A 25,622-nucleotide genomic window follows, 5' to 3' on the forward strand; every position below is an offset into this window, starting at 1 on the left:
CTAAATACTGACCCTTATTTTTCTCGTACCCGGTGGCCGATATCACGACGATAATAAATGCCCTGAAAGTGTATCCTTTTCACCGATTGATAGACAAGTTCGATCGCCTGATTAAAATTAGACCCCATAGCCGTGACACCCAAAACCCGGCCGCCATCGGTGAAGATATCGCCGTGTTTTAAAACCGTGCCAGCGTGGAAAACGATCGCCCCTGCGGTTTCAGCGGCCTTAATTCCCGTGATTAACTGGCCTTTTTCGTAGTGGTCGGGATAACCGGCAGACGCAGCCACCACACAAACGGCACTACCGGAGCGCCATTGTAAAGAGGGGAAGTCAGTTAACTTTTGTTGAGCGCAAGCCAGCAGTAGGGGTGCCAGGGGAGTTTCCAGTAGGGGTAAAACCGCTTGGGTTTCGGGATCGCCAAAACGACAGTTAAATTCGAGAACTTTTGGCTCTCCGGCGGGGGAAATCATTAAACCCGCATAGAGGACTCCCCGATAGTCAATGCCGCGTTTTTGCAGGGTAGCGACGATGGGAGCAAGGATGTCTCGGTCCACCGCTTCGATAATGGCGGCGGTGGCTATGGGTGCGGGGGCATAAACTCCCATACCGCCGGTATTTTTGCCGGTATCGCCTTCACCGATGCGCTTATGATCTTGGGCGGGTAGCAGGGAACGAAAACTGATGCCATCGGTGAGGGTGAGGATGGACACTTCTTCCCCCTCTAGGAATTCTTCCACCACGACTTTAGTAAAGCCACTGGTAAAAAGATCATCGATCGCTTCTAGGGCCATATCTACGGTTTCGGCGACAATTACTCCTTTTCCTGCGGCTAATCCGTCGGCTTTCACCACGATGGGCGCTCCTTGCTCTCGGATATAAGTTTTTGCTAATTCTGCATCGGTAAAGGTTTCCGAGGCGGCGGTGATCACTCCGGCTTCGCTCATTAATTCTTTGGCCCAGGATTTGCTCGATTCAATTAGGGCCCCAGTTTGTGTGGGACCAAAAACGGCAATTTCTTGGCCGAGAAGATGATCGGTAATGCCGAGGGAGAGGGGATATTCTGGCCCGACAACCACCAAATCGACGCAATTTTCCTGGGCAAAACGGCTAATTTCGGCAAAAGCCTCCATTGCTAGGGGGATATTTTCACATTGAGGCAAAATTGCCGTTCCCCCATTACCTGGAATACAGAACACTTGTTCTACCTGAGGCGATTGCAGCAGTTTCCAAGCTAGAGCGTGTTCTCGACCACCACTGCCGATAACGATAATTTTCACGGATAAACGCAGCCTAAATGACAATGGTTCAATTATCCCCTAGCTCTGGGGTGCCATGGGCTAGAAGTTGAGATTACTTAACTTTTTTCGATTTGACGGATTCAGGAGTCAGGAGATAGGAGATTATTTTATTTATTCTCCCCACTCCCCCACACCCCACACCCTGCACCCACGAAAAACTTTTTCAGCAGACCCTAGATAGGGAACAGCTGATCACTGGATTTGACGGAGACAGGACAAATCAACTTGGCCGAAATGAATACTAAAAGCTACTTGCAGATTTTCTAGGGATTTAACCAACCAAGGCACCCGATCGCAAGAATAACTCTCGTAGTGGTTAAACAGAATCGAAAAACGTTTATCTAAGTGGGGTTTTGCCTGGGGACAGATCAAAACCAACTTGAGCAATAACCCCACAGTGCGAGTTACCCCCATATTGGTGATCATATCCATAAAAAGGTAATGATCGGGTTTTTGGCCGCTTTCCACCACCAGATAATTTAACAGTTGGCTAGAAGTACGCAGCATCAGAAATTGACTCGGTTTTTGTTGATCGCAATGGGGTAGGGTATTTTGCAGGATATCGTCGAGTTTTTGGTTAAATTGCCCCTTACCGTAGTCTAAGCAGGTAATCAGATAATCGTAGAGATCATTTTTAAAATCTTTATAGGTGCGGGTATAAACTGTATTCGCCAGAAAATTTTGCGAGAGAGCTTTATAAGTATAATTTCCTGCTACCTTCCCCAGATAATGCTTGAGGGCCCGATTTAGTTCCTTATCATTGAGCAGGGTGGGATTTTCTACCGGTTGAATGATTCTCACCGCTTCTTCCCTGATTTTTGGGCTATGGGCCGCCTGTGCCAAACGTACCTGATAGGTGACATAACGAGAGAGATTGACCTCGAAACGGTCCTCGGTTTTTACTTTAATACGTCTAACGGTTTGTCGCTGTTCTCGGGGGCTGTCATCACCGAGTAAATAGTAATCATAGAGGTAGGGATAACGATTAATCAGGGTTCCCAGGGAAGCGGCGGTGTTTTCGCTGTATTTGCCGCTAATAATTCTCGCCAGACGCTGCAGCTTAACGTAGTCATCCGAGAGGGTAAAATTTTTGACCAGATGGCGCAAAGTATTGGGGCTGCTGTAATGTCCCAGACGTGCGGAGGGCAAATTCTCCAGCAGCGATAGCAATTCGGGAATTGCCGGCTGATGGGTGGGCTGGGTTTGCCATCGATTCACTAAAATATGACAGCAGCGGTTAAAGAAATGATCAAAACGAATTTCGGCATCTTTGCCCTTGACAAGACGCTCTAGGGCTAAATAAATAGGAGCTTCTCGATGGCCCCCACCTTCGATAAACAGACGGCGAAAATCCTCGATTAATTGCTCGGGGGAATCGGTCCTGGCGCGGTCGAGCCAATAATCGCACAGTAGCTCTTCTTCGTCTCTTGTTTGTCTTTGTTCAGTGTTTAGACTAGCCATGGTTATTTGATTTAGCCCTCCTAAATCAGTAAGCGGATGGATTTTAGGGCTAGGACCATAAAGGGGTCAATTGTGATTAGATAGTAGATGGTCCCTTCTGATGATGCCCCTTTTTGGGTCATTATACTGATTGAGTCGATCGATTTTAGCTTGGCAAGTTTGGGAAAATTCCCTTTGGCTTACCTAGCCCAGCTTGCGGACTATGCCCAGATTAATAAAATTTTCGGCAGCGTCCCCTACTAATTAAGTTAACAAAAAGAAACCCCGACTAGATGTGATCTAAGTTACCGTTAAACCAAAATCCATGCTCTAGATCATTCGGAATTTACTCCTAAGTATTTTTATTATCTATGCCCTGTCATTTATCCCTCAATCAACTAGATCAATTATTGTCCTTACAAGATAATTGTGACATAAGTTTTAGTCCCGATAGTTTAGTATCTGGCATTAATACCGATAGTCGTAGTATTAAGTCTGGACAAGCATTTTTGGCATTAAAGGGTGATAATTTTAATGGTCATGATTTTATCGATATGGCTATCGAAAAAGGAGCGGCGACCTTGATTGTCGATCAGCCAGTTTCGGTAAATTCCTCTAAAAATATTCCCGTATTCCTAGTCCAGAATACCCTAGAAACCTATCAGCAATTAGCCCATTGGTGGCGGAATCAATTTACTATACCCGTGATTGCTATTACGGGATCGGTGGGGAAAACCACCACTAAAGAATTAATCGCCTCCCTACTAGCCTCCCGGGGAAAGGTACACAAAACCCTGGCTAATTATAACAATGAGATCGGAGTGCCGAAAACTCTCCTGGAACTGGATGAAACTCACGATAGTGCCGTAATCGAGATGGGAATGCGCGGACCGGGAGAAATTGCCCTGCTCGCTCAAATCGCCCAACCGACGATCGCGGTGATTACTAATGTGGGAACCGCTCACATCGGTCGTTTAGGCTCAGAAGCGGCGATCGCCGAGGCTAAATGCGAGTTATTGGCCGAGTCTCCTTCTAGTAGTATAGCTGTTCTTAACCACGATCACCCTTTACTTACTGAAACGGCTAAACGGGTATGGCAGGGGGAAACAATTACCTATGGCTTCTCTGGCGGCGATATAGTCGGAGAATTACTGGATTTAAATACTTTACGAGTCAATGGACTAGATTTTAACTTACCTTTATCTGGTCGTCATCATGCTTTAAATTTTATGGCGGCCCTGGCTGTAGCGAAAATTTTAGGCATCGATTGGACTTCTTTGCAAGAGGGAATTAAGGTTAATTTACCCGGTGGTCGGGCCAAACGTTACCAATTAGAGCCAGATATCCTACTCCTCGATGAAACCTATAACGCGGGTCTAGAATCAATGTTAGCGGCCTTGGATTTACTGAAAGCTACCCCCGGTCAGCGTCATATTGCTGTTTTAGGCACGATGAAGGAGTTAGGGTCTTTTTCGGAGCAATTACATCGCCAAGTGGGTGAGAGGGTGCAAAAACTAGGCATAGATCGCTTGTTTGTCTTGGTAGATGACCCAGAAGCTAAGTTTATTGCTGAGGCCGCTACTGGGGTCGCTTGCGAATGTTTTCAAACTCACGCAGATTTAATTAATCGTTTAAAGGAAGTGATCGCTTCTGGCGATCGCATTTTATGCAAGGCTTCCCATTCCGTCGGGTTAAATCGGGTGGTGGAGGAGTTAATCAGTGATAAGCTGTTCGTAATTTAAATTGCCTGTTGAGATGAGGCAAGAGGCAACACCCCCCCTTGCCCCCCCGACGTCGGGGGGGTGTGCTAATCTAAGAATAAGCGGTTTCTTAGCTGATTGGGGGTTAGGGAATAGGTGTTAGATAATAGAGCATTTTTTAGCAAGAATAGCCGATTAAAAACTGTTTTTTCGGGTATTTTAACGCTAGTTTTCTTTTTTTCGGCCGTGCAAGTCTCTTTTGCTCAACAATCGAGACGACTGGAGACTTATCTCCCGGATCTCAGTGGTTTAGCTTGGGTAGAAGCGGATATTTTTCTAGGGGTTCACGATGCCAAAAATAAGGGCAAAAACAGAGAGCCATCTCAACCAAGACTGAGTCTTTTACAGCTACCTACGCAGGAAAAACCGCTATTATGGCAGGTTTTAAGGGTAGATTGGCCAAATCCAGAGGGATTGAGTAACGATCTCGAAAGTATTACTCATATCCCAGAAACTAATTTATTTTTGTTGGCTGAAAGTGGCGACAAAAAACCTTTTCAAAGACTATTTTTACTAGCATATAACCAGCAAAAAGTCAAGATAGTTGAGCAAATAAATTGGCCCACTGCGGTGGAAAATGTAGAGGCGATCGCTGTTAGTCGCCAAGGCGATCGTTATCTATTTATCTACGCAGAACGGGCCGATAGTCAAGAGAGTACAAAAATTCGCTGGACGGATATCTCGTTCAATCCCTTAAAATTCGGGGAATTTCAGTCGGTAACTTTTCGGAGTCCTTTTGGTAGTGGTAAAAATATTCGCCCCATCTCCGATTTAGCCGTAGATAAGCAAGGTAATATCTACATAGCTTCTGCTGACGATCCAGATAATGCGGGAGTGTTTAGAAGTGCTGTTTACCGTATTGGTCAAGTTACAGCCGATAATAGTCTAATTATTGCCCCTAATCCCCTAAAAATCGCAGAAATCGACGGCTCCAAAGTGGAAGCGGTGACCACCAGAGAATCTCCTAGAGGTGAAGTAGAAGTCTTTATCGGTACAGATGACGAGAATTATGGCGGTTTTCTGCGACCTCTGCTCTTAGATAATTAGCTATGGGTCGTCAGTATTCTCCGAGTAAGGAGTCGGTCGTCAGGAGATTATTTTTATTTATTCTTCCCACTTCATAATTCATAATTCATAATTCATAATTCATAATTCATAATTCATAATTCATAATTCATACTTTGTGCTTTTTGTCAAAAAAACTTTTTTTTTGCAATAAAACTACACAAAAAAAAGATCATCGTTGTGGGTGAAATTGACTCATTTACCTGTCTTAATTAGGATCACCTTCTAGATGTGGCAAGGGTTTCAGACATTGCTGCCCAAAAAAGCACAGAAAGACCCATTATGAAATTCAGTAAAATCGCTGTAACTAGCATAACATCGTTGTTAAATAAAAATCTTTCTCAATTAATTCTTAAGAATTTATAAATATTGCGGAATGTTAATTTAAATATTCTCAAGTTTTTGGATTCAATCAATAATTTTTGCTTATCTTTGTCCAACATTGGGTTAGGAGACAGTTATCAGTTATCAGTTATCAGTTATCAGATGTGAGTTTTTAGTTTATTGTTTACTGAAAAAGCTCCCCACACCCTACACCCTACACCCCACACCCCACACCCTACACCCCTCTCCCTTCTCCCTGCTCCGCAACCCCTATTTTCCGTCTAAACTTTTGTATAGGGATGGTCTGGGAAAGCATGGATAACTCTTAGACTAATTAATTCGGGACTCACATCACAATATAGACTATGGCTTACTATTGGTTTAAAGCATTTCACCTGATTGGGGTAGTTGTTTGGTTTGCGGGACTATTTTATTTAGTACGTTTGTTTGTCTATCATGCGGAGGCAGCAACACAAACCGAACCAGCACAAGCTATTCTGAAAGCACAATACGAGATCATGGAGAAGCGACTCTACAATATCATCACCACACCTGGGATGATTGTCACCGTGGCCATGGCGATCGGTTTAATCTCCACAGAACCGGAAATTTTAAAATCGGGATGGTTACATATTAAATTATCCTTTGTGGCTCTTTTACTGCTCTATCATTTCTACTGTGGTCGCATCATGAAAAAGCTAGAAAAAGGGGAATGTAATTGGACGGGACAGCAATTTCGGGCTTTAAATGAAGCACCAACCCTGTTATTGGTAGTTATTGTCCTTTTGGCAGTATTTAAGAATCAATTACCCCTCGATTTGACCACTTGGTTAATTGTAGCTTTAGTGGTATTAATGGCAGTGACAATCCAACTTTATGCTAAAAAACGTCGCAAAGATCAAGAAAAACTTCGGCAAAATACTCCCCAAAAAGAAGAAGTAGCAACCATGTAAATTATCCTAATCCTTGCCTAGGTTTCTAGGATAACAGTTAAGAGTGGTTTGATAGCTGTGGGATGGTCTTTTTAGTCCATCCCAATTGTATAGGTAGCAACCTTTAGCCTTTAGATTTTTGGCTTTCTGCTATTTTTGAGCTTATACCAAAACTATTTGTAATAGTGTGATGAACTGCCAAGCTATGGATTGTTTCTCGCTGCTGCCGCGCTCCCTTCTCCTGTCTCGGAGTCTCCTAACCCTAACAACAATTTTTGATTTTTACAAGAGGTCCTATGAATAGTTGCTGGATAGATTGGGAAAAAATAACTAGAGATTTTCTTAATTCCCGCAAGCTCAGACAAGTTGCTGAATTGCGAGGATTCTATCGAGTTAATCCCTCTGGTATTCCTAGAATTCCTCCCGATTTGGAATTGAGAGACTACCAAAATACAGCGATTATCAGTTGGTTTCGTAATCGGGGACGAGGAACTTTAAAAATGGCCACCGGCAGCGGTAAAACTATTACTGCTTTAGCTATTGCCATGGAGCTTTACCAAGCGATAGAACTGCAAGTATTATTAGTAATTTGTCCCTATCGTCACCTAGTTAATCAATGGCAACGAGAAGCGGAAAAATTTAATCTTAAACCGATTTTAGCCTACGAAAGTGTCCATACATGGCAAAGTCAACTATCCACAGAGTTATACAATGTGCAAGCGGGTAATCAAAAATTTGTCACTATTTTAACTACTAACTCAACTTTTATTAGCGAGGGTTTTCAATCACAAATAAAATTTTTTCCCGATAAAACTTTAATCGTTGGTGATGAAGCACATAATTTAGGTTCCCCCCGATTAGAGGAATTATTACCCCGTTCTTTAGGTCTAAGGTTGGCTTTATCCGCCACTCCTGAAAGATATTTTGATGAGGAAGGAACTGACGCTATTCTTGAATATTTTGGACAAATTCTACAACCAGAATTTACCTTAGCTGATGCTATTAACAAAGGAGCTTTAGTCAATTATTTTTATTATCCAGTCTTGGTTGAGTTAACCGACGGTGAGGCTTTATTGTACGCAAAATTAACCCAAAGAATCGGCTGGACTTTGCAGAAAAATAGTAATTTAAATGGCAATGAAAATTTAACAGCACTGTTAATGCAAAGATCGCGATTAATTGGTTCAGCAAGTAATAAATTACAGGCTTTACAACAACTGATGCAAGAGCGTTTAGATACGGATCATACTTTATTTTATTGTGGGGATGGTTATGTGGAAAATTATACGGCTAATTATCGTCGTCAAGTAGAGGCAGTTACTCATTTATTGGGCAATCAATTAGGTTATCGAGTTGCTACCTACACCGCAGAAACTTCCCTAGAAGAACGAGAAAAAATTCGCCAACAATTTGAAGAGGGTTATCTGCAAGGATTAGTGGCAATTAGATGTTTAGATGAAGGAGTAGATCTGCCATCAATTCAAAACGCAGTCATTCTGGCTAGTAGCGGTAATCCTCGCCAATTTATTCAGCGTCGCGGGCGAATATTGCGCCCCCATCCCGATAAAAAACAGGCCACTTTATTTGATATGATCGTTATGCCACCGACCTTAGATCGAGAAACTTGGGAAGTAGAAAGGAATTTATTACGCAGGGAATTAAAACGCTTTCTAGAGTTTGCCCAATTAGCTATTAATGCTCAAGAAGCTGAGACTAAATTAGGGGAGATTCAAGATAGATATTGTCTTTTGTCTAATTAAAAGTTAAAAATTCATATTTTTGAAGCTTTTATGCTAGAATAGAAGTTAGTCAAGAATTGATCGCCGAGAAAAATTAACCCAACCGGATAGCGATCAATAAAGTTGTATAATTTTCTTTCCTCTCCTTCTAAATTTCTATGCCTCCCCGTCAACAACCCCGCCGCATTGCTCGAGAACTTGCCCTTTTGAGTTTAAGTCAGATTAAAGGCAATCCTGAAAACCTGGAACAGCAAACTTTAAATGATTTAATTTTAGTCGCAGTTAGAACCTTAACCCTGGAAATTCAAGAAACCTTAGAAACCGCTGCTGCTGAAATTAGTCGTGGTAATGAAAGGATTCTCGCTAGTGATACTAAGGCGACAAATCTAAAAAGCGCTCAAACTATGGTAAAAGAGGCAATTTCTCTTACCCACAATGCCATTAATCGTTTAGGAACCGTGATAGATTTTCCCGAAATTGTCCAGTTATCCAGTCAGTACGAAGTGCGGGAATATGCCCTAGAATTAATCGGTACAGTCTATCGTCGTCGTGCGGAAATCGAACAGGAATTAACCAGCGCTTTAGTGGATTGGCAACTACATCGTTTACCAAGAATCGATCGGGATATCCTGCAAATTGCCGTGGCAGAAATGCTCTATCTCGATATACCTCAAAAAGTAGCAATTAATGAGGCGATCGAATTAGCCAAACGTTATTCTGATGATGAAGGTTATCGTTTTATTAATGGCGTTCTCCGACGGGTAACGAATAAGCTAAACGAAGCAGAAAAAGCCGTATCTACCCAGAGTTAAACTGGTAGGAAATTAATACTACAATGACCAGATTTTATAGGGAAATTTCTGTAAATTGCTATTGTAGTATCGCTCATCTCCCGTGACTTCTTCGCCGATCCAATCAGGAATAGTAATGACTTGATCCTCTTGTTCCAACTCAATTTCAGCCATAATCAAGCCTTGATTGTCTCCCAAAAATTCATCAACTTCCCAAGTAAAATTATCCAGAGAAATGCGATGACGAATCTTTTCGACTAAAGGTTTTTCGCAGAGGTTTTCTAACATGAGTGCCGCATCTTCTAGGGGAATTGCATACTCGAATTCTTGACGACTAATGCTCTCAGTCTTGCCTTTAATGGTTAAATAACCCCGATCTCCAACTACACGAACTCGCACAGTTGTCAATCCATCTTGGGTAGGAATATATCCCTGACGATACAACTTGCCCGCAGCCAGCGATCGCCAGTGATCCCCTTTAACCAGAAACTTCCGTTCAATTTCAACAGTCATAGGTTTTTGATTAAGCCGTAACCACGGCAGCCCCCTGGGTTCCTAGTTGAATTAACTCGATCTTGTAGCCATTAGGATCTTCCACGAAAGCAATCACCGTAGAACCGTGTTTCATCGGGCCTGGCTCCCGGGTGACATTGCCACCAAGGGCTTTAATTTTCTCACAGGTGCTATAGATATCATCCACGCCTAGGGCAATATGACCGTAAGCATTACCGACTTCGTAGTGATCGACTCCCCAATTATAGGTCAGTTCGATGACAGCATGATTAGCTTCATCGCCATAACCGACGAAAGCGAGGGTAAATTGACCATTGGGATAGTCTTTCTGGCGCAATAACTTCATTCCTAGCACGTCGCAGTAAAATTGTAGAGATTCCTGCAAGTTATTGACCCGGAGCATGGTGTGTAAGAGACGCATGATTATTTTGAGATGACATCGATCGAAAAATTACTTATCCTTGATTGTAACCAGTCCTTGGGCCTTCTTATCTCCTTGAGGGTCAACAATTATACTAATACAAATGTACGGCTAACCAGTAAAACCACTTACTCCCAAAAGCGATTAAGTAGTGGTAGAAAATTAATTTCCTAGTCGAGACGGGAGACTCCGAGACAGCTATCAGTTATCAGATTTGAGTTTTAAGTGTGCAGTATTCAATCCGACATTCCGCACATCTTCATATATCTTTATATATTTTTACATTCCCCAAGATGTTTTGACGAAAAACCTTCATTGTAGAAACTACTATTGAGAACATTTTCAATAATTGATTTTTTCTGAGAAAACAAATTACAATCCTTCCCCTTGATGAAAATCGATCATTGTAGCTACAATCCTTACTGGCAAAAGGTTGTAATCAATGTATTAGTAAAAATTATCAATTGAATGTTAAGTACCTAAGCAAAATTAATTACACATATCTAAACACCTCTTGCCTCTTGCCTCTTGCCTCTTGCCTATCTTAACTAGGAAATTAATTTTGCACGACTACTTAAGAAGTGCGGAAGGTGGGTGGCTCTCTTAGGTTTGGTGGGCAAAATGTATTCTAAGATACATTCTTCCTAGCGAGCGAGTGGAAGGAACCACAAAGACACAAAGGACACAAAGATTGATCGATCCTATATAAGTTAAACTTATCACACAGAACCTAGAAGAGCCGGTGGGTTCAATAGAAGTTTCCTACTGTCTTTTCACTGATTACTGATTACTGTTTACCGATCACAGCAAAAGGCTGACGGCTTAGATGTGTAATTAATTTTGCTTAGGTACTGAGAGCAATTTGCAGATCGCACAAGTACAACTACTAGGGTTGAAGTGCTTATGCAGTAAGCTTTTCGTTGATTGCATGGGATGATCCGTCTCGGAAAGGGCTGTAATAGCTGTGATCAAAATCACTCATCGGATCAGATCTAAATCACAATCTCGAAGATTTTCTTGGTCTATCCTGTATTTAGTGATACAGTTAATTAGGTCAAAATATTCTTGATCGGGATTTTTCTAGGGGAATTGTGAAGGAAGTAGGTAGTAGCAAATTTTCACTGGTTTCCGAAAACCCCTTTCGGCTTGATTGACCGATGGTTTAATAAATCTCTGCGACTGCAATAAATGTCAAGTGTCTAAGAAGTATATAAAATGGGAATTGGGACGGGTTAAGACCATGCGTTTTTATTTAGAGTACATCAATCACTTAGGTAGTTTACAGAAAAAATCCCCTAGGTTGGTGAGCCTGTCGAACCAGTTGGTGAGCCTGCCGAACCAGAGTCCTTTGCAAGCGGGTTTCACGATTACAGAAGTTTTACTGGCGGGTTTGATCATGCTGATTGCCGTCTTGGTGTCGGGAATTGGCTTGATTAACCTGCTCAGAAGTAACTATCGAGCTAATGCCGATAGTGAAATCCAAAATAATCTTAATCGTACTCTAGAGTTTGTTTCAGATGACGTGAGACGAGCAAGAATTATCGCTGATACTGACGTTGGGATCAACAGCACTCAAGTCCCCATAGGAGCGCGAGCGGTTCTAGCTTTTCAAATTCCTGATCCCGGCGATCCACGTCTGCTGCTCCCCAACCAGATCGTTTACTATACCAAAGACCCTGAAAATAGTTTGACCGGTCCGCGGGTCTTGTGGCGCTATGGTCCGAACTTGGACGAAAATGGCAACTACGATATTAATTCCGATTGGATACCTTCCCCCGTCACCGATATGTTGGCGGCTGCTAGTAACCCCAATTGTCCTGAGGATTTTAACCTAATCGCCGCCGATCCTAACGCTGTGGACGGTTTTTATGCCTGTGTTCACGAGGATGGTAATCAAGTGATTTTGAATGCCGAGGCTCAGGTAGAGATGACCACTGGAGATGAAGCTAACTATTCTGTCAGCACCAGAGTTTTCCCCAGAGCGGCTTGTGAAATATTTTGTCTCGCAGGCGGCCCTGATGATGGTGGTCCCCCTGATGGTGGTGGTCCCCCTGATGGTCCCCCTGATGGTCCCCCTGATGGTGGTGGTCCCTCTTTTGAGCTGCCGGTTGAAGGTGGGGACACTGATAAGGCAGTTGTACCCATCCTTACCGTGGCAGCAAATGTTAAAGCTGAAGTTATTCAAGGAAATTGTTCCTCCTGTTCTGTTACTACAGGTACCCAAGCGGATCCTTGGCTTGATAGAGGAGGCCCTGCTATTGGACAAGGGATAACTGTTCCGGCAAATGCTGGAGATAGCATTAGGATTGATGTGGATGAGGGGATGTCTAATTTCGATTGGGATGATATTGATCTGGATCAAAACGTAGAGGTATATACCTCTGATAGCACCACTTTACCTGAAAACATCAACAGTCTTAATAATAACCAAGTTTTATTAGTGTTTACGAGTCCGACAAACTCCTATCAGGTTTTAGTAACTATTACCCCTCGCTAAACTTATGGCCATAAGCTGTAACCTTGATGTTATCCTGGTTAGTTAACCCTATTCCTTCTCGGAAATCATGGCCAAATCCCCTTAACTGGCTCCCAACCTAAAAAATCTAACTTAAACAGCGAATTGCCTCTAATAAACCCCTGGCTTTGTTGAGGGTTTCTTCATACTCTTTCTCCGGCTCAGAATCGGCTACTAACCCGGCTCCCGCTTGCACGGAAACCAGATAATTTTGATTACCTTGGGGACGAACAATCATAGTGCGAATCGTGATGGCACTATTTAACTGTCCCTCAAAATCGTAGTAACCATAAACCCCTGAATAGGGACCGCGACGACAGGGTTCTAATTCATGAATAATTTCCATGGCGCGAATTTTCGGGGCCCCACTGACGGTTCCGGCGGGAAAACAAGCTTTTAATAAATCCCAAGCAGTTTTATCGGTTGCTAAATCCCCCACCACATTACTAACAATGTGCATAACGTGGGAATAACGTTCAATGATCATTAATTCATCCACTTTGACCGTACCTTGATCGCAGACCCGGCCTAGATCATTTCTCCCCAAATCCACTAACATAATATGCTCGGCAATTTCTTTGGGATCTTGCAATAAATCCGTTGCTAAAGCCTGATCTTCACTCAAGTTTTGTCCCCGGCGACGGGTGCCAGCAATTGGTCTGACCGTAGCCTTTATTTTACCTAATTCATCCCGTTCTGCCTTAACCATCACTTCAGGACTAGAGCCAATAATCTGCCAATCCTTAAAGTTATAAAAAGCCATGTAGGGAGAAGGATTAATCAGACGCAAGGAACGGTATAAATCGAAGGGATGACCCTGATAATTGGCATTTAAACGCTGGGAAATAACCACCTGAAAGATATCACCCGCTTTGATATAATCCTTGGCTTTTAGGACATTTTCACAGAATTTTTCCTGAGTTGTATTGCTTTCATAGACCAATTCTTTTCCCTGACCAACCGGTAATAATTCTAGGGTTTTGGCATTAGTTGGTAGGGGTAATCGTAACTTCAGAACTAACTGTGTCACTCGATCGCAGGCCGCTTGATAAGCAGCCGCTAAATCGGGATTTTTACCCCGGATATCGGCATAGGCGATCGCCCAAATTTTCCGTTTAACTTGATCGAAAATAATCAGATTATCCACCTGCATCCAAATACCATCTGGTAGATCGGCATCGGTAGCGGGATAAATAGGCACTCGCGGTTCGATCCAATTAATTAATTCATAACCCCAAAAACCAAATAAACCCCCTATTCCTGCGGGTAATTGCGGCAATTTAACCGGTACGATCGGGGCTAAACATTGGGTTAAAATCTCGAAAGGATCCCCCGAAAAAATCTCTTGAGAACCATCGCGAAAAGTTTGGGTGGTGGTGTTTCCCCGCGCTTCCAATACCCAGACGGGATCGCCGCCTAAAAAGCTGTAGCGTCCCAAGGTTTCGCCGCCTTCCACCGACTCTAATAAAAAATTGTAGGCTTGATCGGCACAAATTTTATACCAGGCCGAAACCGGCGTTTCTAGGTCAGCGATCCATTCTTGATAGACGGGAATAAAGTTACCTTGGCCGGCGAGTTGACGAAAGCGATCAAAGTCGGGGAAGATCATATTTTGATGGTTCAGGAAACGGAAGGAATTATGAATTATGAATTATAAATTATGAATTATGAAGGAGTGGGGGAGTGGGGGAATGGGGAAGTGGGGAAGTGGGGAAGTGGGGGAATGGGGAAGTTGTCTCATCACCCTAACACCCCAAAACCCCCCGCAAAGCGCACGCAGTGACCACCCCGACTCCTGACTCCTGACTTTACGAAACCTTTTTCAGCAAACCCTAACTAGCAATTGATTGCCGATTGCGATCAGAGAAATCGGCTCTTCTAGGTTCTGTGTGATCAGTTTAACTTACAATATGATCGATCAATCTTTGTGTCCTTTGTGTCTTTGTGGTTCGTTCCACTCACTCGCCAGCAGGACTGTATCCTAGAATACATTTTACCCACCAAACCTGGGAGAGCCAGAAATCGAGAGTCAGAAGTTAAATCTTAGGGCCAAATAGCTTCTAAATCTAACTCCCCTCTCTCGATTTTAGGGATTATTTATGCTTCGTAGGGAGTGACACCAGAGAACTTAATTGTCGCCGGTTCCGGGTTTTTGCCGATATTGCGGTCTTTTTTGCCGAAAAATTCACGACCAGCGTTAACTTTTTCGGGGAAGACACCATCAGCAGGGTGGAGATACTGCACTTCACCACTGGGGTAAATCCGATAGATTTTGTAATCTTCGATTTTGGGTTTGAATTTCGTCCGGAATTGGGTACCAAGAGCGAGCGCGTGTTCTTTGCGGGCCAAATAGAGGAGATTTTCGCCTTCGTTCATGATAGCGGCGCCACCGGTGGGCATTTCAAAGACTTGTTCTTTGCTGCTTGTCCAGGTGATGGCGTACTTTTCTTCTAGATCGGCTTTGGCGAGTAAACCGCCTGTGCTGCCACCGAACTTAGGAGCTTTTCCAGAAAGTTCTGTCATAGGGTTTTGTTCTCTCTACAAAAATAAAGAAAAGGGGTTTTAGGGAATCCTATCACTGACACCCCCCCTCTCTAGTAGTCTTGTCAAGAACTGTAACATTATTTTGTACTAGACTATAGAACTAAGCTGCTGGCCGATCGCCAACTGGTCTAGGAATCGGCCACCACTTTAATCGATCGCCCGTCGGGAAATTTGCCAACTTAAAAAAATTACCGGAATTAATCCCACTAGGACAATGGCCAGGGCCGGGGCCGCCGCTTCCACCAAACGTTCATCGCTGGCGTATTGATAAACGCGCACCGCTAGGGTATCAAAATTAAAAGGTCTTAAAACCAAAGTGGCTGGTAATTCCTTCATCACATCGACAAAAACTAACATAGCCGCTGTCAATAATCCCCCCGACAAAAGAGGAATATGCACTTTCATTAAAGTGGCACCAGTGCCATAGCCAAGGCTGCGAGAAGCATCATCTAAACTAGGTTTAATTTTACTTAAACTCGATTCTAGTGTGGAGAAAGCTACGGCTAAAAACCGGACAATATAGGCAAAAATCACACAGAAAATCGTGCCGCTCAGAATTAAATTGATATTTAATCCTTGATTGAAAAAGTTATCTAATTTGCCGATAGGAATTAAAACCCCCACCGCGATAACAATGCCGGGTATAGCATAACCAGCGGCCGCAATCCGCACAGATCCCTTAAGAGTTTTATTCGGATTAAGTCTTTCCCCGTAGGCGAGAATTAAAGCTAAAACTACCGCAATAATTGCGCTTAAACTAGCCAGAAAAAAACTGTTTAGTGACAAACTAAAAAAGTCATTATTAAAAGTTTCTTGGGCATGATTAAAGGCTAGATAGGTCAGATAGAAAGCAGGGGCAATAAACCCAAGAAATACTGGTAAAAAACAGGAGATTATTGCCAAAAAACTGCGAACAAATCCTAGTTCGTACTTAGTCGGTGACTGGAAACGATTGGTCATTTCATAGTAACGAGCTTGACGACGGGAGGATTGTTCAAGGAAAACTAAAACGAGGATAAATACCATTAAAACTGTTGATAACTGCCCCGCCGCTATGCGATCGCCCATGCCGAACCAAGTATTATAAATCCCCGTGGTAAAAGCATTAATGCCGAAATACTGCACCGTACCAAAATCGTTCAGAGTTTCCATTAAAGCTAGGGCCAATCCCGCCATAATTGCTGGTCTTGCTAGGGGTAAAGCAACGGTAAAAAAACCGCGCCAAGGATTACATCCCAAGGAGCGACTTGCCTCCACCGTGCAGACAGATTGTTCTAAAAAACCGACCCTTGCTAACAGATAAACGTAGGGATAAAGCACCAGTATTAACATCAGAATCCCCCCCCAAAGAGAACGGATATTAGGAAACCAATAATCTTCGACACTATTCCAACCGAAAACGCTTCTTAAGAAGGTCTGCACCGGACCAAAATAGTCCATCATATTGGTATAAGTATAGGCCAAGAGATAGGCGGGAGCGGCAAGGGGTAGTAGTAATAACCATTGAAATTGTTGACGACCGGGAAATTGACACATCGTTGTTAACCAAGCGGTCCCGACACCGATGATTAAAACGCCGCTGCCCACCCCGCACATTAACCAAAAAGAATTAACTAGATAATCCCAGAGAACAGTTTCGATCAGATGTTGCCAAACTTGACTGGAATTAGTTAATAAACTACTGGCCACCGATAAAATTGGCAGGGAAACAAGCAGGGCAATTAGTAAAACCGCAATTGTCCATCCCTGTCTAAAAAAAGAGCGAGATTCTTTCAGCAAAAACATTTTTAATAAGATTGTTAAAGCAATTTTTAGAGAACTAGGAGATGATCTACAGCAGTACTAGGTTATTGGCTCCTAAAAGTTAGGATTTCTGTAACAGATTGCGGTAGTCAAACACGCGAATGAGAGTCCCTTTTTTGGGTAAATCGGCGGCACGAATCCGTAATTTATTGTCCTCGATTAAACGGATATTTTTATCCTTGACCAACTTGAGAAATTCATCTACAGACACCAATTCACAGGCCTTTTTATCGGCGGCACTGGTAAAATATTGCGTCGGGACAGCAATTCGCGGCTGTAAAACTTCGATCGCCTGTTTTGCTTCTTGGGGATTATAATTTTTTGGACCCCCTCCCACGGGAATAAAAGCTAAATCCGGCGAACCTAGCAGAATTCTTTGTTCTAATTCGATTGGGGCCGCTGCCCCCCCTAAATGGACAATACTAATCCCCGCCTGGGTCCAACGCCAGGCCACATTCATGCCGAAACGTTTGCCACCTACGCGATCATGGGCGATACTAATGCCCTGGAATTTTAATTTACCCAGATCGTAGGCCCCCGGCTCAAACAAAATTTTCGGATTACCTGGTAAACCCTCGGCCGCCCCTTCATCCCAGAGTTGACTACTAATTAAAACGATATCTGCTTCTACTTTTGGCAAAGGAAAACCCGCCGTACAACCGATCGCCCGGAAGGGATTAACGAGGACTCTTTGACCTCCTCCGGTGAATAAAAAGCAACTATGACCCAACCATTGAACTAAGAGGGAATTATCGGGTTTTTGGGGGGAAGTGGGGTTAGGGGGTTTCGGTTTAGTTTCCGCTAAAACTGAGCTTACTGCCACGGTTAAGAAACTTGTCCCCGCCGATAAGATAAAATCTCGCCTTTTCATAAATATAGATGCAGAATTAATCAAGTTAAGGTTAATTTCAGGGGTTGGCGATTAGTAAACACTAGAGGGATCGCAGAAAGTTTCTTAAAAGTTCCTTGCCGGCAGTGGTTAAAATACTTTCGGGATGAAATTGTACTCCTTGAATGTGGGGGTAATCCCGATGACGGACTCCCATGACCGTGCCATCTTCCACCCAGGCCGTGATCTCTAAATTATCTGGCATAGTTGAGCGCTCGATCACTAAACTATGGTAACGGGTGGCAGTAAAAGGATTTTCTAAGCCTTGAAATACCCCTTCACTGTTGTGATAGATTGGCGAAGTTTTGCCGTGCATCAAGACCGGGGCCCGGACCACATCCCCTCCGAATACCTGACCGATACTTTGATGACCGAGACAGACCCCCAAAATTGGCAAATAGGGGCCAAATTTGGCGATTAATTCCAGAGATATGCCCGCATCGACTGGACGACCGGGACCGGGGGAAATCACAATCCCATCCGGCCGCATTTGTTCGATCATGGCCAGATCGATTTTATCATTACGATAGACCTCGATCGGCACGGCGATCGGAAACTCAGTCGCTAATTCTCCTAAATACTGGACTAAATTGTAGGTAAAACTATCATAGTTATCGATGACGATTATCAAGAGTCTCTCTCCTTTCTTTAGCCTCGCTCAGTATTTTCATTCTACACCCCGGCTGTCTCGATCGAGATAGCTGGAGTGTAGGGGGTAGGCTATTTTTGAGCAGTCAGCCAGAATCTGCCCAGAATTGCTAATTACAGCCTAAACTATCCCTCGTGGCCACTCCCGTGACCGGATTAATCCCATCGGCCCGTTCACACATTAACTTGACCTGATAGGCATCAATTACCGCGTTAGTGAAATCGGCCCCGGTAATAATTGTGTCATAAAAACGGCTGCGACTAGCGATCGCATCGGTAAAAATAGTATTGGTTAAATCGGCAAAATCGAGGGTAACTCTATCTACCAAAGAGGCGGTTAAATCGGCCCCTTTTAAGTTAGCTTTTAAGAGGACAGCCTCGGTGAGAATGCTATAGGATAAATCGGCCCCTTCTAGGTTAACTCCCCGCATTGCGGCGGCGGCGAAAACTCCTCCGCGCAAATCCTGATGGGAAAAATCCCGATCTTGCAGCTGGGCAAAACTATAGTTAATCGTTTTATCTTGGGCCAAAGCCACTGGACGGGCTGCGAAAAGTAGCCCAAGAATCGCCAGCAAAATAATTAAAACCAGACTGAAAAAATTTTTCAACATTGTTACTGTTGAGCGTCGAGAAACTGGGCCACATCATCACCCACCCGAATGGTTAGGTCTGAGTCTAAAGCACCAGTGGAGGATGATTCTACTTTACCGATTCCCAATTGATTTTTCAAGACGTTAGCGGACTGAACATCACCTTTTTGGGCAATAATTGCCGTGGTTTCTAGCTTTTGGGAGGAGTCATCGCTAATATAAACATTTGTATAGCCCCGTTTGGCCAGATAATTACGAGTGCGACGGGCTAAACCTTTGGTATGGGTGGCATTTTGAATGGCAATCCGCAGACTATAAACGGAGGTTTCTCCCCCGGAATAGTTATCGGTAAAATTGTTAGCCACAATGGTTCTGATTTCGCGACGGTTCAAAATCCAATAACTGCGACCATCGTATTCCTCAAGGCTATTAAACCGGCCGGGGAGTAGGATCATTCTCAAGTCATCCTGTTTAATTTCCCGGCCAAAATTAGCGATAGCCAGCATTTCCTCGACGGTTAAATTCGTATCGATATATTGTTGTAAAACCTGTACTGCTTTCGGGAGACTGGGGAGAATTGTCGGACTAAAAATCTTTTGCTGTAGTGCTTTTAATAAAATTTGTTGTCTTTGTACGCGACCGACATCGCCGTATTGGGGGTTACGAAAACGGGCAAATTGTTCGGCCTGGTCGCCGTTGAGATTTTGCCAACCCTCTTGTAAATCAATTTCTAATTTTTGGGTGACATCTTTATGATACATTCGTTCGGGTACGTAAACCTCTACACCCCCGACTAAATCGACTAATTCCTTAAAGGCATCGGTAGTCACCCGCACATAGCGATCGATGGTAATATCCCCTAAAGTATTACTGACCACTTCCGCCGCTAGAGTCGGTCCACCGTGAACGTTAGCATCGTTGATTTTAGTGAAACCGTGGCCGGGGATTCTGACCCGGCTATCGCGAGGGATAGACAGCATTCTCACGGTTTTATCGCTAGGATCGAAGCGCACTAGGAGCATGGTGTCGCTGCGACCTTTAAATACATCGTCGCTGTTTTTGGCATCTAAAACTCGATCGATGCCCATAACTAAAATATTAACAGGACGAGAAAGCTGCTGATTGATTAAGCTATTCCAAGCTTGAGCCTCAAGGATGTCTGTTTGGGTGGGAAAAGTCGTTTTTTGGAAGATGGCCCCAATTGGTGCGGGTAAGGGACTAATTAAAGCGACGGCAGCCCCAACAGTGGCGGAAACTAGGGCGGTAAAACTGAGGGTTATTCCCCAAAATAAGCCCTTTTGCAGGGGAGATGCTTTTTTTAAACCGGACATGACTGAACTGACCACCGTGACGGTATTTTCTGAGTTTTGGCTGTATTCTTGCTTTTCAAACCGCCCGGAAACATTGGCCATGGACTAACCTCAACATCTGATTAAAAGCTTACTCTAGGAGGTGACTGCTGATCGATAGAATCTATCTCTAGCCCAAAAGTTCCAGATATTGGTCACTCCCCCCTCGCCGGCTATTGTAACATATTGTTAAGGAACCGGCTATAATAGACCTGTGGTAAAAATCAAAATTTGTCTTGGTTAGTTAGGAGTCAGTAGTCAGGAGTCAGGAGAATTAAGAATGAATAATAAGCGATTGAATGCTCTATTTACAGATTTTATGCAATTTAATCCTTATTTTCGCCGTTTTTGAACCATGAAAAGTTAATTAGGCAAGAGGTTTAATAATTTTTCAGGGATTCGGTTCAGTTATAGATTATATCTGTAACCAAGAATTAAGAGAGGTGGAAACTTGAAGATGACAGAACTAAGGTTACTCCCCTTGTTTTTATCCCTTTGCTTTTGGCTAGTCGGGCATTTTTTTCTTTCAATATAATTCTGACCTAGTTTTTATGAAAATCATCTCTCTTACCCCATCATTCACCCAAGAATATCTCTGTATAAGAGACTTAAATCTCTACAATTCTCCCAGTTGTCAAGAGTTAGCTACCCAAGCACAACGGGGAAGACAATTAAAATTTATTTCCCTAGAAATTACCGAAAAAGGGCTACAAATTCAGCTAAGGGAAGATAATTATTTAGCTTGGTTATGCGGAGAAGATTTAGATGCAATTGCGGTGGCCACCACAGCTTATCAAAAAATTCCTCTAACTCGTTCAGACATAGAAAAACATATTCCTGAGATTATCACTTTTACTCAGGAAGCAAGGAACCGTACCAATCATTATCTCTGGGGTGGAACCCTTGCACCTAATTACGATTGTTCAGGATTAATCCAGGCTGCTTTTGCCACTTTTGGCATTTGGTTGCCGAGGGATTCCTATCAACAGGAGGCTTTTTGTCAAAAAATAAACCGAGAGGAATTACTCCCAGGAGATTTAATTTTCTTTGGTGATAAAAGAGTTAATCATGTGGCTTTATATCTAGGCAATAATCAATATATCCACAGTTCAGGTAAAGAAACAGGTAATAATGGTATCGCTATCAATTTCCTCACCGATGATCAGGATAGCATCAGTCGTCATTATTATCAAAAATTATGGAGTTTCGGTCGAGTTATGCACAATTAATCAGTTATCAGTGGTAATTATGAATTATGAATTATGAATTATGAAGTGGGAAGAATAGATAAAAATAATCTCCTGACTCCTGACTCCTAACTCCTAACTCCTGACTCCTGACTTCTGTCTCCTGTCTCCTCACTCTCCCCCATAGGTAATCATGTTAGAAAACATCTCCCTAAGCGGTCTATCAATTCGTCGTCACATAGGAGTATTGACGTTAACTATAGCAGTTATCATCATCGGTCTTTTTTTTCTAAATCGTTTACAAGTAGATTTGCTTCCTTCTATCACTTATCCCCGCATTAGTTTAAGGATGAATGTCCCCGGAGTGTCCCCAGAAGTTATTCTCGAAGAAGTAACTAAACCCCTAGAAGAGGGAATGAGTGCCACCGAGGGAGTAGTGCAAGTTTATTCAGAAACTCGCGAGGGAAGGATGCGAGTAGATTTATTTTTTCAACCCGGGGGAGACTTAAACGTTGCTTTAAACGAAGCTACCGAAAGTTTTAATCGTGTCCGACAAAATTTACCCGATATTATTGAGGAACCGCGCTTAAATAAATTTGAACCCTCTCGTTTACCCGTCTATGAATTCGCTCTCGTTTCCGATACCCTACCCCTAAAAGATTTAAGATTATTTGCCGATGAAGAATTAGGGAGAGAATTAGGGTTTGTGGGAGGAGTGGCAGTGGTGGATGTGATTGGGGGAGTTAGAGAAGAAATTCAAGTTAATATTGACCTGCAGCGATTACAATTTTTAGGAGTGGGATTAAATCAGGTTTTAGACACCCTAAAAAGACGCAATCAGGACATCTCTGGGGGCCGACTAGAGGGAGAAACAGGGGAACCTTTAACCCGAGCGGTGGGGAAATTTAAAAACGTAGCGGACATTCAAGATTTAGCACTGACCGATAGTAATAATCCCGAAGAAAAAATCTACCTGCGGGATGTGGCCAGAGTTATCGATGGGACAGAAGAACAAAGAATTTTTGTCACCCTAAATGGAAAAAATGCCGTCAGGGTTAGCGTCCAAAAACAACCGAATGCGAATACGATTGCTGTGGTAGAAGGGGTAAAAAAACGCATTGCCGAATTAAAAAAATCTGGGTTAATAACCGGGGGAATGCAAGTCGTCCCCACTACCGATGAGTCTGTATTTATCCAAAACGCAGTCAATAACGTGGTTTCTTCGGGACTAGCGGGGACAATTCTAGCAGGATTGACTGTATTCGTCTTTCTCGGTTCCCTGCGACAGACTTTTATCATTACCCTAGCGATTCCTCTTTCTACCCTCGTCGCAATCATCTGTATGAAGTTATTCGGGTTATCGATAAATGTGTTTAGTTTGGGAGGATTGGCCCTAGGGGTGGGTATCGTGGTAGATAATTCCATTGTCATGCTGGAAAATATTGCCCTCAAAGTTAATCAAAACCAAAATAAGCGAGATTTTTTAGAAATTGCCCGTAATAGCAGCCAAGAGGTAGAATCTGCTTTAGTGGCCTCCACTGCGACTAATCTCGTCTCTATCCTGCCATTTTTATTATTGGGTGGTTTTATTTCCCTGCTGTTTAACGAGATTATCCTCACTATCAGTTTTGCTGTGGCTGCTTCTCTGCTGTGTGCGTTAACCGTTGTTCCCATGTTGGCCAGTCGTTTGTTAAATATGCGGGTTTCTAGTGGTATCCATCGGTTTTGGCTCTTAAGAGTCTTTAGTCAACGTCTAGAAAGTTTAACCATTCTCTACGGTCGTTTTTTAGCTAAAATCATCCACTACAGAATACCTGTTATCCTGCTGGCCTTTTTAATTTTAGGGGGAAGTAGTTTCTATCTCTGGCAATATATCCCCCAGGAAGTCTTTAGTCGTATTCAAACCGGACAGGTGAACCTTTTTGCTCAATTTCCCCCGGGTACCAATTTAAACACTAACCGTCAGGTGATGGGGGAAGTAGAAAAGATTTTATTATCACAACCAGAAACTGAGTATGTTTTTACTACCAGTGGCGGTTCTCTTTTTGGCACAACTACCAATGAAAATATTTTGCGCGCTTCTAGTACGATTAATCTCAAAAAAGGCACTAATACAGAAGCATATATCGAACGCATGAGCAAAGCACTAGAGCAATTAAACCTCGTTAACGTGCGTTTGCGTCTCACTCCCGGTCAAGTGCGCGGTATTATTCTTAATAACTCTCCCTCCGTCGGTGCCGATGTGGATGTGATGTTACAGGGACCCGATGGGAAAACTTTAGAGCAAGCTGGTGAAGAAATCCTCGGTATTCTCGATGAAAAAGTCCCTAGTGCGCGTTTTCGTGCCGATGCTGACCCCAGACAACCAGAAATTCAGATTAAACCCGATTGGACCCGCTTAAATAGTTTGGGATTGAGTACCCTGGAAGTGGGACAAACGCTACGGACCGCTATTCAAGGATCGATCCCCACCCAGCTGCAACGGGGAGAAAGATTAATCGATATCCGAGTGCAATTAGACCCCAACTCGCGGCAAAAAATTAGTGACATATCACAAATACCTATTTTTGTCAATAGGCAAGAAGACTTAAAATTAGCAGATATCGCTAGGATTGAAGGGGGAAAAACCCCCGGAGTCATCCAGAGAATTAATCAGCGTCAAGTTTTTATTATTATCGGCAGTTTAGTCGAGGGAGCGAAATTAAGTGACGCACTCGCGGGGGTACAATCGGTTTTAAACGCTACTCCCTTACCCGATGGTGTCAGCATTTTACCCAGTGCTGCTGCCATATCTAATCAAGAAATTCAGGGTTCTTTGGGGTTATTAGCGGGTTTATCGGTATTTTTAGTCTTTGTGGTCATGGCCGTGCAGTATAACTCGCTTATAGACCCTTTGGTGATTATGTTAACCGTTCCTTTAGCCCTAGCGGGGGGGATTTTTGGGCTATATTGGACTAAAACCCCGATTAATGCCATTGTCATCGTCGGGGTGGTGTTGTTGGTGGGGATTGTGGTTAATAATGCGATTATTATGGTGGAATTGGCGAATCAATTGCGGCAAGAATTCGCTTTTACTCGACTACAAGCTATTTTAAAGGCCGCTCCCCAACGTTTACGACCGATTTTAATGACTACCGTGACCACGGTTTTAGGTTTATTTCCCCTTGCTTTAGGATTGGGAGAGGGGGGAGAATTCCTGCAACCTTTAGGAATTGTCGTTTTTTCGGGTTTGTCTTTGGCAACTCTGTTAACTCTGTTTATTATTCCCTGTTTTTACGTTTTATTCTCTAGAAAATAATCTTCTTGGCAATTATGAATTATGAATTATGAATTATGGCTCTTCGTTACTTGTTATGGTTCGATAGGGGGGCATAAATCGACTAACTCCTTATCTGGCAAAAGATTTAACTGATTAGCTCGCTCTAGATCAAAAACAATTGACAAAAATCGTCCAATGTCTTTCTCTATAAGGGTTCCATCTCTTATAACCCCCGTCCATTACATAACACAAACCGAAGAACCTGAATTATGAAGTGGGATAAAAATAATCTCCCGACTCCTGACTCCCGACTCCTGACTCGGAGAATACTGTCTCCTAACCCAATGTTGGCTAAAGATAAGCAAAAATTATTGATTGACTCCAAAAGCTTGAGAATATTTAAATTAACATTCCGCAATATTTATAAATTCTTAAGAATTAATTGAGAAAGATTTTTATTTAACAACGATGTTGTAATGGTTACAGCGATTTGATAGAATTCCATAGTGGGTTATTTTGTGCTTTTTTGGGCAGCAATGGCTGAAACCTTTG

Annotated in this window: 19 protein-coding genes; 8 read left to right on the top strand and 11 right to left on the bottom strand. The window is 43.0% G+C overall.

The window, feature by feature from the left end; genetic code table 11:
• Positions 1-14: 14 nt before the first annotated feature.
• Together purD and B5D77_RS00105 are read right to left on the bottom strand one after the other, a co-directional pair.
• Positions 15-1,280, bottom strand: a complete 1,266-nt coding sequence (purD, locus tag B5D77_RS00100) for a phosphoribosylamine--glycine ligase (RefSeq protein WP_106908036.1) — start codon at positions 1,278-1,280, stop codon at positions 15-17.
• 213 nt (positions 1,281-1,493) lie between these two features.
• A complete protein-coding gene (locus B5D77_RS00105) occupies positions 1,494-2,762 on the bottom strand; it encodes a hypothetical protein (protein WP_106908037.1) in 1,269 nt (422 codons plus the stop codon).
• Positions 2,763-3,112: 350 nt separating this feature from the next.
• Between B5D77_RS00105 and murF the strand changes: the two genes are divergently transcribed.
• The 5 genes from murF (at position 3,113) to nusB (ending at position 9,373) form a co-directional block, all read left to right on the top strand.
• Positions 3,113-4,483, top strand: a complete 1,371-nt coding sequence (gene murF, locus B5D77_RS00110; RefSeq protein ID WP_106908038.1) for a UDP-N-acetylmuramoyl-tripeptide--D-alanyl-D-alanine ligase — start codon at positions 3,113-3,115, stop codon at positions 4,481-4,483.
• 114 nt (positions 4,484-4,597) lie between these two features.
• Entirely contained in the window at positions 4,598-5,548 is a 951-nt protein-coding gene (locus B5D77_RS00115) for a hypothetical protein (protein WP_106908039.1), read from the top strand.
• Between the two features lie 707 nt (positions 5,549-6,255).
• Positions 6,256-6,843, top strand: coding sequence for a protoporphyrinogen oxidase HemJ (hemJ, locus tag B5D77_RS00120; protein ID WP_008202023.1), 588 nt, complete (start codon positions 6,256-6,258; stop codon positions 6,841-6,843).
• Between the two features lie 275 nt (positions 6,844-7,118).
• Positions 7,119-8,582 carry a DNA phosphorothioation system restriction enzyme gene (locus B5D77_RS00130; protein WP_008202022.1) on the top strand — a complete coding sequence of 488 codons (1,464 nt, stop codon included), beginning with the start codon at positions 7,119-7,121 and terminating at the stop codon, positions 8,580-8,582.
• Between the two features lie 137 nt (positions 8,583-8,719).
• Complete coding sequence (nusB, locus tag B5D77_RS00135; protein WP_002789075.1) at positions 8,720-9,373, top strand: transcription antitermination factor NusB; 654 nt, start codon at positions 8,720-8,722, stop codon at positions 9,371-9,373.
• Positions 9,374-9,391: 18 nt separating this feature from the next.
• Here nusB and B5D77_RS00140 read toward each other — a convergent pair whose 3' ends face one another.
• Both B5D77_RS00140 and gloA read right to left on the bottom strand, forming a co-directional pair.
• Positions 9,392-9,865: a CYTH domain-containing protein gene (locus tag B5D77_RS00140; protein WP_106908040.1), complete on the bottom strand. Its 474-nt coding sequence runs from the start codon at positions 9,863-9,865 to the stop codon at positions 9,392-9,394.
• A gap of 10 nt (positions 9,866-9,875) precedes the next feature.
• A complete protein-coding gene (gene gloA / locus B5D77_RS00145) occupies positions 9,876-10,286 on the bottom strand; it encodes a lactoylglutathione lyase (RefSeq protein ID WP_008202018.1) in 411 nt (136 codons plus the stop codon).
• Positions 10,287-11,526: 1,240 nt separating this feature from the next.
• Between gloA and B5D77_RS26420 the strand changes: the two genes are divergently transcribed.
• Positions 11,527-12,783 carry a type II secretion system protein J gene (locus tag B5D77_RS26420; protein WP_106908041.1) on the top strand — a complete coding sequence of 419 codons (1,257 nt, stop codon included), beginning with the start codon at positions 11,527-11,529 and terminating at the stop codon, positions 12,781-12,783.
• A gap of 106 nt (positions 12,784-12,889) precedes the next feature.
• Here B5D77_RS26420 and trpE read toward each other — a convergent pair whose 3' ends face one another.
• The 7 genes from trpE to B5D77_RS00185 form a co-directional block, all read right to left on the bottom strand.
• A complete protein-coding gene (gene trpE / locus B5D77_RS00155; RefSeq protein ID WP_039900045.1) occupies positions 12,890-14,410 on the bottom strand; it encodes an anthranilate synthase component I in 1,521 nt (506 codons plus the stop codon).
• A 488-nt stretch (positions 14,411-14,898) separates the two neighbouring features.
• Positions 14,899-15,324, bottom strand: a complete 426-nt coding sequence (locus B5D77_RS00160) for a photosystem I reaction center subunit II PsaD (protein WP_002740397.1) — start codon at positions 15,322-15,324, stop codon at positions 14,899-14,901.
• A gap of 168 nt (positions 15,325-15,492) precedes the next feature.
• Positions 15,493-17,130: an iron ABC transporter permease gene (locus B5D77_RS00165; RefSeq protein ID WP_008202010.1), complete on the bottom strand. Its 1,638-nt coding sequence runs from the start codon at positions 17,128-17,130 to the stop codon at positions 15,493-15,495.
• Between the two features lie 79 nt (positions 17,131-17,209).
• Positions 17,210-18,019: an MBL fold metallo-hydrolase gene (locus B5D77_RS00170; protein WP_008202008.1), complete on the bottom strand. Its 810-nt coding sequence runs from the start codon at positions 18,017-18,019 to the stop codon at positions 17,210-17,212.
• Between the two features lie 61 nt (positions 18,020-18,080).
• On the bottom strand, positions 18,081-18,668 hold the full coding sequence (locus B5D77_RS00175; protein WP_106908042.1) for an aminodeoxychorismate/anthranilate synthase component II: 588 nt from the start codon (positions 18,666-18,668) through the stop codon (positions 18,081-18,083).
• A gap of 127 nt (positions 18,669-18,795) precedes the next feature.
• Positions 18,796-19,296: a pentapeptide repeat-containing protein gene (locus B5D77_RS00180; protein ID WP_008202006.1), complete on the bottom strand. Its 501-nt coding sequence runs from the start codon at positions 19,294-19,296 to the stop codon at positions 18,796-18,798.
• Positions 19,297-19,298: 2 nt separating this feature from the next.
• Positions 19,299-20,687, bottom strand: coding sequence for an LCP family protein (locus B5D77_RS00185; RefSeq protein ID WP_106908043.1), 1,389 nt, complete (start codon positions 20,685-20,687; stop codon positions 19,299-19,301).
• 488 nt (positions 20,688-21,175) lie between these two features.
• On the opposite strand from B5D77_RS00185, the gene B5D77_RS00190 reads away from it, so the two are divergent.
• Together B5D77_RS00190 and B5D77_RS00195 are read left to right on the top strand one after the other, a co-directional pair.
• Positions 21,176-21,853 (top strand): C40 family peptidase, encoded by a 678-nt coding sequence (locus B5D77_RS00190; protein WP_106908044.1) that lies wholly within the window; start codon positions 21,176-21,178, stop codon positions 21,851-21,853.
• A 151-nt stretch (positions 21,854-22,004) separates the two neighbouring features.
• The gene (locus tag B5D77_RS00195; protein WP_106908045.1) at positions 22,005-25,109 is read left to right on the top strand and encodes an efflux RND transporter permease subunit; all 3,105 of its coding nucleotides are present in this window, start codon (positions 22,005-22,007) and stop codon (positions 25,107-25,109) included.
• Positions 25,110-25,622 lie beyond the last annotated feature (513 nt).

Origin of the sequence: Microcystis sp. MC19 (genome assembly GCF_003019735.1) — a bacterium.
Lineage (GTDB): Bacteria > Cyanobacteriota > Cyanobacteriia > Cyanobacteriales > Microcystaceae > Microcystis.

Coding starts and splice junctions, on each gene's coding strand:
- B5D77_RS00105 (WP_106908037.1), bottom strand. CDS start 2,762: ATGGCTAGTCTAAACACTGAACAAAGACAAACAAGAGACGAAGAAGAG.
- murF (WP_106908038.1), top strand. CDS start 3,113: ATGCCCTGTCATTTATCCCTCAATCAACTAGATCAATTATTGTCCTTA.
- hemJ (WP_008202023.1), top strand. CDS start 6,256: ATGGCTTACTATTGGTTTAAAGCATTTCACCTGATTGGGGTAGTTGTT.
- B5D77_RS00130 (WP_008202022.1), top strand. CDS start 7,119: ATGAATAGTTGCTGGATAGATTGGGAAAAAATAACTAGAGATTTTCTT.
- nusB (WP_002789075.1), top strand. CDS start 8,720: ATGCCTCCCCGTCAACAACCCCGCCGCATTGCTCGAGAACTTGCCCTT.
- B5D77_RS00140 (WP_106908040.1), bottom strand. CDS start 9,865: ATGACTGTTGAAATTGAACGGAAGTTTCTGGTTAAAGGGGATCACTGG.
- gloA (WP_008202018.1), bottom strand. CDS start 10,286: ATGCGTCTCTTACACACCATGCTCCGGGTCAATAACTTGCAGGAATCT.
- B5D77_RS26420 (WP_106908041.1), top strand. CDS start 11,527: ATGCGTTTTTATTTAGAGTACATCAATCACTTAGGTAGTTTACAGAAA.
- trpE (WP_039900045.1), bottom strand. CDS start 14,410: ATGATCTTCCCCGACTTTGATCGCTTTCGTCAACTCGCCGGCCAAGGT.
- B5D77_RS00160 (WP_002740397.1), bottom strand. CDS start 15,324: ATGACAGAACTTTCTGGAAAAGCTCCTAAGTTCGGTGGCAGCACAGGC.
- B5D77_RS00165 (WP_008202010.1), bottom strand. CDS start 17,130: ATGTTTTTGCTGAAAGAATCTCGCTCTTTTTTTAGACAGGGATGGACA.
- B5D77_RS00170 (WP_008202008.1), bottom strand. CDS start 18,019: ATGAAAAGGCGAGATTTTATCTTATCGGCGGGGACAAGTTTCTTAACC.
- B5D77_RS00180 (WP_008202006.1), bottom strand. CDS start 19,296: ATGTTGAAAAATTTTTTCAGTCTGGTTTTAATTATTTTGCTGGCGATT.
- B5D77_RS00185 (WP_106908043.1), bottom strand. CDS start 20,687: ATGGCCAATGTTTCCGGGCGGTTTGAAAAGCAAGAATACAGCCAAAAC.
- B5D77_RS00190 (WP_106908044.1), top strand. CDS start 21,176: ATGAAAATCATCTCTCTTACCCCATCATTCACCCAAGAATATCTCTGT.
- B5D77_RS00195 (WP_106908045.1), top strand. CDS start 22,005: ATGTTAGAAAACATCTCCCTAAGCGGTCTATCAATTCGTCGTCACATA.